We start from the raw sequence: 6,879 nt of genomic DNA on the forward strand, positions 1-6,879 counted from the left end.
CGGTGGAGTCCTTCTTCCCCGCCGATGCCGCCACCGCCGAGGCGCTGCGGGCGCTGGCCGCGGCGGGTTGAAGCGGACGCTCAGGCGGCCGCGGCCACCATCGCGTCGCGGAAGGCCGCCACCACCGGCGAGAGCGAGTTGCCCGGCGCGCGCAGCAGCGTCATGGTGCGCGCGACCTGCGGGCGGCCGACGCTGCGCACCTCCAGCCCGTGCCACAGCGCCAGCGGCCGCAGCGCCATCGTCACCACCGCCACGCCCAGCCCCTCGCGCGCCAGGCCCATCATGGTCCAGGGCAGCGCGATCTCGAAGGGGCAGTCCAGCACGATGCCGCGCTCGGCCAGCTTCTCCTCCAGCAGCCGGCGCACCGGGTTGCCGGGCAGGTAGCCGATCACCGGGTGGCGCGCCAGCTGCGCCCACTCCAGGCTGCGGCGCCCGGCCAGCGGGTGGTCGGGCGCCATCGCGGCGACGAACTCGTCGACGTGCAGCGGCGTGGCCACCAGGTCGGTGCGCACGTCGGTCTGGGTGGCGACGCCCAGGTCCGCCGCGCCGCTGCGCACCAGCGAGTGCACCTCGTGCTCCGGCACGTCGTGCAGCACCACGCGCACCCCCGGGTACTGCGCCTGGAAGCGCCGGATCACCGGCGGCAGCAGCAGCGCGCACTGCGCGTTGGGCGCCGCCACCGCGATGCGGCCGCGGGCAAAGCGGGTGAAGTCCTTGGCGTCGGCGACCAGCCGGTCCCAGTCGGCCACCAGGCGCTGGGCGGTGGGCAGCAGGGCCATGCCGGCGTCGGTGAGGCGGCAGGCGCGGGTGTGGCGATCGAACAGGCGCGTGCCCAGCAGCCGCTCCAGCTTGCCCAGCGCCGCGCTGAGGGAGGACTGCGACATCCCCAGCCGCTCGGCCGCCCGGGTGAAATGCCCGCTTTCGGCCAGCATCAGGAAAACCCTGAGTTCGGGCAGAGAGGACTTGATGCTCAAGGGAAAACGCCCCTTTTGATCGGCATTGGCGATTGATTTATTGGATTGTGCGACTTTTTCGATCCGATGGCGCCCCCTATTCTTGCGGCGCGCCTCGGACCAGGCCGGTGCGCCACAGCAGGAGACAACTCGGATGACAAGCATCGCCACCACGCCCGCCGCAGGCGTTCACCCGGTCGACCAGCGCCTGCCGCTCGGCAAGGTCACCGCCCTCGGGCTGCAGCACGTGCTGGTGATGTACGCCGGCGCGGTAGCCGTGCCGCTGATCGTCGGCCGCGCCCTCAAGCTCAGTCCGGACGAGGTGGCGCTGCTCATCAGCGCCGACCTGTTCTGCTGCGGCATCGCCACGCTGATCCAGGCGCTGGGCGCCACGCAGTGGTTCGGCATCAAGCTGCCGGTGATGATGGGCGTGACCTTCGCCTCGGTGGCGCCGATGGTGGCCATCGCCAACGCCAACCCGGGGCAGGTGGGCGCGCAACTGCTGTTCGGCTCCATCATCGGCGCCGGGGTCATCTCGATCATCATCGCGCCGATGGTCAGCCGCATGCTGCGCTACTTCCCGCCGGTGGTCACGGGCACGATCATCGCGGTCATCGGCATCACGCTGATGCGCGTGGGCATCAACTGGATCTTCGGCAACCCGGTGGGCCCCACCGCGCCGGCCGTGGTCGATCCGATCTACCAGAAGTGGCTGGCCGAGGTGACCTCGCCGGGCTCCTCGCTGCCGCCTGTGCCCAAGGGCCTGGCCCTGATGCCCACGGTGCCCAACCCCAAGTACGCCGACCTCTCGGGCGTGGCCATCTCGGGCCTGGTGCTGGTGTCGATCCTGCTGATCGTGAAGTTCGCCAAGGGCTTCATCGCCAACATCTCGGTGCTGCTGGGCATCGTCATCGGCGCCGTCGTCGCCGCCGGCATGGGCCTGATGACCTTCGAGAAGGTGGGCAAGGCGCCCTGGCTGGACATCGTGCTGCCCTTCCACTTCGGCATGCCGAAGTTCGACCCCTTCCTGATCCTGACCATGACGCTGGTGATGATCGTGGTGATGATCGAGTCCACCGGCATGTTCCTGGCGCTGGGCGAGATGACCGACCGCAAGGTCGACCAGAAGGACCTCGCGCGCGGCCTGCGCACCGACGGCCTGGGCACGCTCATCGGCGGCATCTTCAACACCTTCCCCTACACCAGCTTCTCGCAGAACGTCGGGCTGGTGGCCGTCACGGGCGTGAAGAGCCGCTTCGTGTGCGTGGCCGGCGGCGTCATCCTCATCGTGCTGGGCCTGCTGCCCAAGATGGGCGCGCTGGTGGAGTCGCTGCCCACGGTGGTGCTCGGCGGCGCCGGCATCGTGATGTTCGGCATGGTCCTGGCCACGGGCATCCGCATCCTGGGCAACGTGGACTTCAAGCACAACCGCCACAACGCGATGATCGTGGCGGTGTCCATCGGCGTGGGCATGATCCCGCTCCTGGCGCCCAACTTCAAGCAGTGGATGCCGCACGGCATCCACTCGCTGATCGAGTCCGGCATCCTGCTGACCTCGATCACCGCCGTGCTGCTGAACATGTTCCTCAACGGCACGAAGTTCGACGCCGCCGCCGCCATCGCTGCGGCCAAGCAGGCGGAGGCACACTAGCCGCCTTCAGATCATCGCCAGCGGCGTCTTGCGCGCCGGCGGCGGGAACACGCGGGCCAGTGCGGCCCGCGTTGCCGCGTCCAGCTGCAGCCCGGCCGCGGCCAGGTTCTCCCGCAGGTGCGCCGTGCTCGCGGCCTTGGGGATCGCGGCGACGCCCGGCTGGTCCAGCAGCCAGGCCAGCGCGAGCTGCGCCGGGGTCGTGCCCAGCCCGCGGGCCAGTTCCGCCAGTTCGCCCCCCGCCGCCAGGCTGCCCTGGTCGATCGGGCTGTAGGCCATCAGCGGCATGCCCTGCGCGCGCATCCAGGGCAGCAGGCTGTGCCCGGGGCCCTGTTCGCCGAGCGAGTACCAGACCTGGTTGGCGGCGCAGTCCGCACCGCCGGCGGCCACCAGCTCCTCCAGGTCGTCGACGTCGAAGTTGCTCACGCCCCAGCGGCCGATGCGGCCCGCCGCCTGCAGCGACTGCATGGCCTCGACCGTCTCGGCCAGCGGCACGCTGCCGCGCCAGTGCAGCAGGTACAGGTCGATGCGCTCCAGGCCCAGCCGCCTCAGGCTGCGCTCGCAGGCGGCCGGAACGCCACGGCGGCCGGCGTTGTGCGGGTAGACCTTGCTGACGACGACGATGTCCTCGCGCCGCACCTCGCCCGCGCGCAGCGCCTCGGCCAGCGCATGGCCGACCACCTCCTCGGCGCCGCCCTCGCCGTACATTTCGGCGGTGTCGAGCAGGCGCCAGCCCATCGCCAACGCATCGCGCACGGCCGCCACCTCGGCGACGCGCCGCGCCGGCGACTCGCCCAGCCGCCAAGTGCCCAGGCCGAGGGCGGGAAGCACACCGGCCGCCGGGCCGGGCAGGTCGAGCATGCGCATGGCGGCATCTCCAGGCTGATGGGGCTGCAAGGGTACGCGCCCGCCGGGCGCCGCCCCGAGGCTAGGGAATACCCCTGAACAACAAAGGCCATGTCTTGCCTACATTTCTTGCATGCAAGTTTGATTTCATCTTGCATGCAACTTTCCAGGAGAACGCCCACCATGCTCCGCTTCGCCAGATCCCTGTTCGGCTAGGTCGTGATCGCGCTCGTCATCGGCGTGGTCCTCGGCCTCGCCGCGCCCGACTTCGCCATCCAGCTCAAGCCGCTGGGCGACGGCTTCATCAAGCTCATCAAGATGATCATCCCGGTGCTGGTCTTCTGCGTGGTGGTGCACGGCATCGCCGGCGCCGGCGACCTGCGCCGGGTCGGCCGGGTCGGCGTCAAGGCGCTGATCTACTTCGAGGTGCTGACCACCATCGCGCTGACGCTGGGCCTGCTGCTGGGCTGGTGGTTCCAGCCGGGCGTGGGCATGAACGTCGACCCCAATACGCTGGACGCCTCGGCCATGAACGCCTACGCCTCCAACGCCGACAAGCTCACCAGCGGCGGCACGGTCGACTTCCTGATGAAGCTGATCCCCACCACGGTGATCAACGCCTTCGCCACCGGCGACGTGCTGCAGGTGCTGCTGTTCGCGGTGCTGTTCGGCTGCGCGCTCACGCTGCTGGGCGAGCGCGGCCGGCCGGTGGCGGTGGTGGTGGACGCCACCTCGCTGGTGATGTTCAAGATCATGGGCATCCTGATCAAGCTGGCGCCGCTGGGCGTGCTCGGCGCCATCGCCTTCACCGTCGGCAAGTACGGCGTGGGCTCGCTCAAGCAGCTCGGCATGCTGGTGGCGCTGTTCTACGTGGCGGTGCTGGTCTTCGTGTTCGTGGTGCTGGGGCTGGTGATGCGCATCTCGGGCTTCTCGCTGTGGAAGCTGCTGCGCTACCTGCGCGAGGAGCTGATGATCGTCTTCGCCACCACCTCCTCCGACAGCGTGCTGCCGCAGGTGATGGCCAAGCTGCGCCGCATGGGCGTGCGCGATTCGACGGTCGGCCTGGTGATCCCCACCGGCTACTCCTTCAACCTCGACGCCTTTTCCATCTACATCACGCTGGCGGCGGTGTTCATCGCGCAGGCCACCAACACGCCGGTGTCGATGGCCGACCTGCTGACCATCCTGGCCATCGCGCTGGTCACCTCCAAGGGCGCGCACGGCGTGCCGGGCTCGGCCATCGTGGTGCTGGCGGCCACGCTGCACGCCATCCCTGCCATCCCCGCCATCGGCCTGGTGCTGGTGCTCTCGGTCGACTGGTTCATGGGCATCGCCCGCGCCCTGGGCAACCTGGTCGGCAACTGCGTGGCCACCGTGGCGATCGCCGCTTGGGAGGGCGACATCGACCGCGAGCAGGCACACGCCGCGCTGGACGGCCGCCTGCCCCCGCTGGAGGAAGCGCCGGAGATGGAATTGCCGGCGCCGGAGGGCGCGGCTGCGGCACACTGAGGACATGTCCGACATCAGCCCCACCTCGATCGCCGAACGCGTCGTCGAATCCATCCTCGCCCAGAAGCTCGCGCCCGGCGAGCGGCTGGGCGAGCAGGCGCTGGCGGACCTGTTCGGCGTGAGCCGCACCATGGTGCGCGAGGCGCTGATGCAGCTTCAGGCGCGCGGCTTCGTCGAGGTGCAGCCCAAGCGCGGCTGGTTCGTCGTGCAGCCCTCGGCGGAGGAGGCCCGCGACGCCTTCTCGGCCCGCCGCATCGTCGAGGCCGGCATCCTGGCCGACAGCGGCCGGCCGCTGTCGCAGGTGATCCGCCGCCTGCGCGAGCACATCGAGGAGGAGCGCCGTGCGGTGCGCGGCGCCGATGCCGCCACGCGCGCCTTCCTGCTGGCGGACTTCCACGTCTGCCTGGCCGAGCAGATGGGCCACCGCCTGCTGTGCGGCGTGCTGCGCGACCTGACCGCCCGCACCACGCTGGCGGCCACGCTCTACCAGTCGCGCCACGAGGCCGGCCAGTCCTGCGAGGAGCACGCGGCCATCGTCGCCGCCCTGGAGCGCGGCGACCCGGACGGCGCGCGCGCACTGATGCTCGACCACATCGGCCACGTGGAGCAGGCGCTGCAGACCGAACTGCCGACGGCCGACGCGGTGCAGGGCCTGCGCGCCAGCCTGGCGCCGGTGCAGTTGCCCGCGCGCGTGGCCTGAGCGCGCGGCGTCGGCCGACACCGACACGCGCCGCGCATCCCCCGGCCCGCGCGGCGGCTCGGCTACAGTCGGCGCCACCATGAATTCGCCCCAACTCCAGCGCGGGGTCTTCCTCGCCCTGCTCTTCGCCGTCACGGCTGCCTTCGGCTGGATCCTGCTGCCGTTCTTCGGGGCGGTGTTCTGGAGCATGGCGCTGGCGATCCTGTTCACGCCGCTGTACCGCCGGCTGCTGGCCCGGATGGGCAAGCGCCGCACGCCCGCCGCGCTGGCCACGCTGGCCATCGTGCTGGTGATCGTGATCCTGCCGCTGGTCGTCATCGCCACCTCGCTGGTGCAGGACGTGGCCGAGGTCGCCCAGCGCGTGCGCTCGGGCCAGCTCAACTTCGCCGGCTACGTCCAGCAGGTGGTGGCGGCGCTGCCGCAATGGCTCGCCAACCTGCTCGACCGCTTCGGCCTGAGCAACATGGAGGCGATGCTGTCCAAGCTCTCGGCCGTGGCGGCCCAGGCCAGCCAGGCCATCGGGCAGCAGGCGCTGTCGATCGGGCAGAACACGCTCGACTTCATCGTGGGCTTCTTCGTGATGCTCTACCTGCTGTTCTTCCTGATGCGCGACGGCGCGGACCTGTCCAAGACCATCCGCCAGGCGCTGCCGCTGGCGCGCCCGCACACGCACTACCTGCTCAACAAGTTCACCACCGTGATCCGCGCCACCATCAAGGGCAACATCGCGGTGGCGGCGGCGCAGGGCCTGCTGGGCGGCGTGGCCTTCGCGCTGCTGGGGGTGCAGGGCGCGCTGCTGTGGGGCGTGGTGATGGCCTTCCTCTCGCTGCTGCCTGCCGTGGGCGCGGCGCTGATCTGGGCGCCGGTGGCGATCTGGTTCCTGGCGACCGGGGCCATCTTCAAGGGCCTGGTGCTGATCTTCGTCGGCGTGTTCGTGATCGGCCTGGTGGACAACCTGCTGCGTCCGCTGCTGGTGGGCAAGGACACGCAGATGCCCGACTACATCGTGCTGATCTCCACCATCGGCGGCATGGCGATCTTCGGCATCAACGGCTTCGTCATCGGCCCGGTGATCGCGGCGCTGTTCATGGCCGTCTGGAGCCTGTTCGCCGAGTCCAACGAGGAAGACGGCAACGCCCCGCCCTTCCCGCCCGCGCAGTGATGCTGGCCTAGGCTGAATCGACATTCAATCTGTCAGCCAAGCCAGACTTGCGGCCAGGCAG

The 6,879-nt window shown here is 70.3% G+C and carries 6 protein-coding genes; 4 read left to right on the plus strand and 2 right to left on the minus strand.

Going from position 1 to position 6,879, the window contains the following annotated elements; translation table 11 throughout:
* Positions 1-80 precede the first annotated feature (80 nt).
* Entirely contained in the window at positions 81-974 is an 894-nt protein-coding gene (locus tag ACIY1X_RS23210) for a LysR family transcriptional regulator (protein WP_399685203.1), read from the minus strand.
* A gap of 133 nt (positions 975-1,107) precedes the next feature.
* Here ACIY1X_RS23210 and ACIY1X_RS23215 point away from each other — a divergent pair, with 133 nt between their 5' ends.
* A complete protein-coding gene (locus ACIY1X_RS23215; RefSeq protein WP_399685205.1) occupies positions 1,108-2,604 on the plus strand; it encodes a nucleobase:cation symporter-2 family protein in 1,497 nt (498 codons plus the stop codon).
* 6 nt (positions 2,605-2,610) lie between these two features.
* Here the strand turns inward: ACIY1X_RS23215 and ACIY1X_RS23220 are convergent, their stop codons facing one another.
* Entirely contained in the window at positions 2,611-3,468 is an 858-nt protein-coding gene (locus tag ACIY1X_RS23220; RefSeq protein WP_399685206.1) for an aldo/keto reductase, read from the minus strand.
* 198 nt (positions 3,469-3,666) lie between these two features.
* Between ACIY1X_RS23220 and ACIY1X_RS23225 the strand changes: the two genes are divergently transcribed.
* From ACIY1X_RS23225 to ACIY1X_RS23235, 3 genes are all read left to right on the plus strand, one after another.
* Positions 3,667-4,956, plus strand: a complete 1,290-nt coding sequence (locus tag ACIY1X_RS23225) for a C4-dicarboxylate transporter DctA (protein ID WP_399685209.1) — start codon at positions 3,667-3,669, stop codon at positions 4,954-4,956.
* A gap of 4 nt (positions 4,957-4,960) precedes the next feature.
* Positions 4,961-5,656, plus strand: coding sequence for a GntR family transcriptional regulator (locus tag ACIY1X_RS23230; RefSeq protein WP_399685212.1), 696 nt, complete (start codon positions 4,961-4,963; stop codon positions 5,654-5,656).
* Positions 5,657-5,735: 79 nt separating this feature from the next.
* Complete coding sequence (locus ACIY1X_RS23235) at positions 5,736-6,818, plus strand: AI-2E family transporter (RefSeq protein WP_399685213.1); 1,083 nt, start codon at positions 5,736-5,738, stop codon at positions 6,816-6,818.
* The last annotated feature ends 61 nt before the right edge of the window (positions 6,819-6,879 follow it).

Origin of the sequence: Xenophilus sp., from assembly GCF_044462705.1 — a bacterium.
GTDB classification, from domain to species: Bacteria; Pseudomonadota; Gammaproteobacteria; order Burkholderiales; family Burkholderiaceae_C; genus Xenophilus; species Xenophilus azovorans.

Coding starts and splice junctions, on each gene's coding strand:
- ACIY1X_RS23230 (WP_399685212.1), top strand. CDS start 4,961: ATGTCCGACATCAGCCCCACCTCGATCGCCGAACGCGTCGTCGAATCC.
- ACIY1X_RS23235 (WP_399685213.1), top strand. CDS start 5,736: ATGAATTCGCCCCAACTCCAGCGCGGGGTCTTCCTCGCCCTGCTCTTC.
- ACIY1X_RS23215 (WP_399685205.1), top strand. CDS start 1,108: ATGACAAGCATCGCCACCACGCCCGCCGCAGGCGTTCACCCGGTCGAC.
- ACIY1X_RS23220 (WP_399685206.1), bottom strand. CDS start 3,468: ATGCGCATGCTCGACCTGCCCGGCCCGGCGGCCGGTGTGCTTCCCGCC.